General features: G+C 69.6%; 1 protein-coding gene. It reads right to left on the bottom strand.

Annotated elements, in window-relative coordinates; translation table 11 throughout:
• Positions 1 to 322, bottom strand: a 322-nt coding sequence (locus FLQ44_RS18060) for a protein kinase domain-containing protein (RefSeq protein ID WP_147695482.1), incomplete at both ends; no start/stop codon positions are given.

Below are 322 nucleotides of genomic sequence, written 5' to 3'. Positions count from 1 at the left end.
GGCCATCAGCCCATCCAGCGCCGGCTGCAGCCAGGCGTATTCGCTGGGCAGGATCGGCACCGGCTGGGTGATGTGGGCAAGCGCGACCGCGAAGGGATCGCTGCCGTCATAGGGCGGCTTGCCGATCAGCAGTTCGAACAGCATCACGCCCAGCGCATACAGGTCGGAGCGACCGTCCACCGGCTCGCCGCGCGCCTGCTCGGGGCTCATGTAGTCGGGCGTGCCGATCGACGCGCCGGCCAGCGTCGCGGTGGAGCTGGTGTCCATGGCCTTGGCGATGCCGAAGTCGGCCAGCACCACGGTGCGGTCGGCCTTGTAGAGG

Source organism: Vogesella mureinivorans (assembly GCF_007644035.1).
Classification (GTDB): Bacteria; Pseudomonadota; Gammaproteobacteria; order Burkholderiales; family Chromobacteriaceae; genus Vogesella; species Vogesella mureinivorans.
The sequence above is the reverse complement of the archived record's forward strand: the minus strand, read 5'-3'. Positions and strand labels throughout refer to the sequence as shown.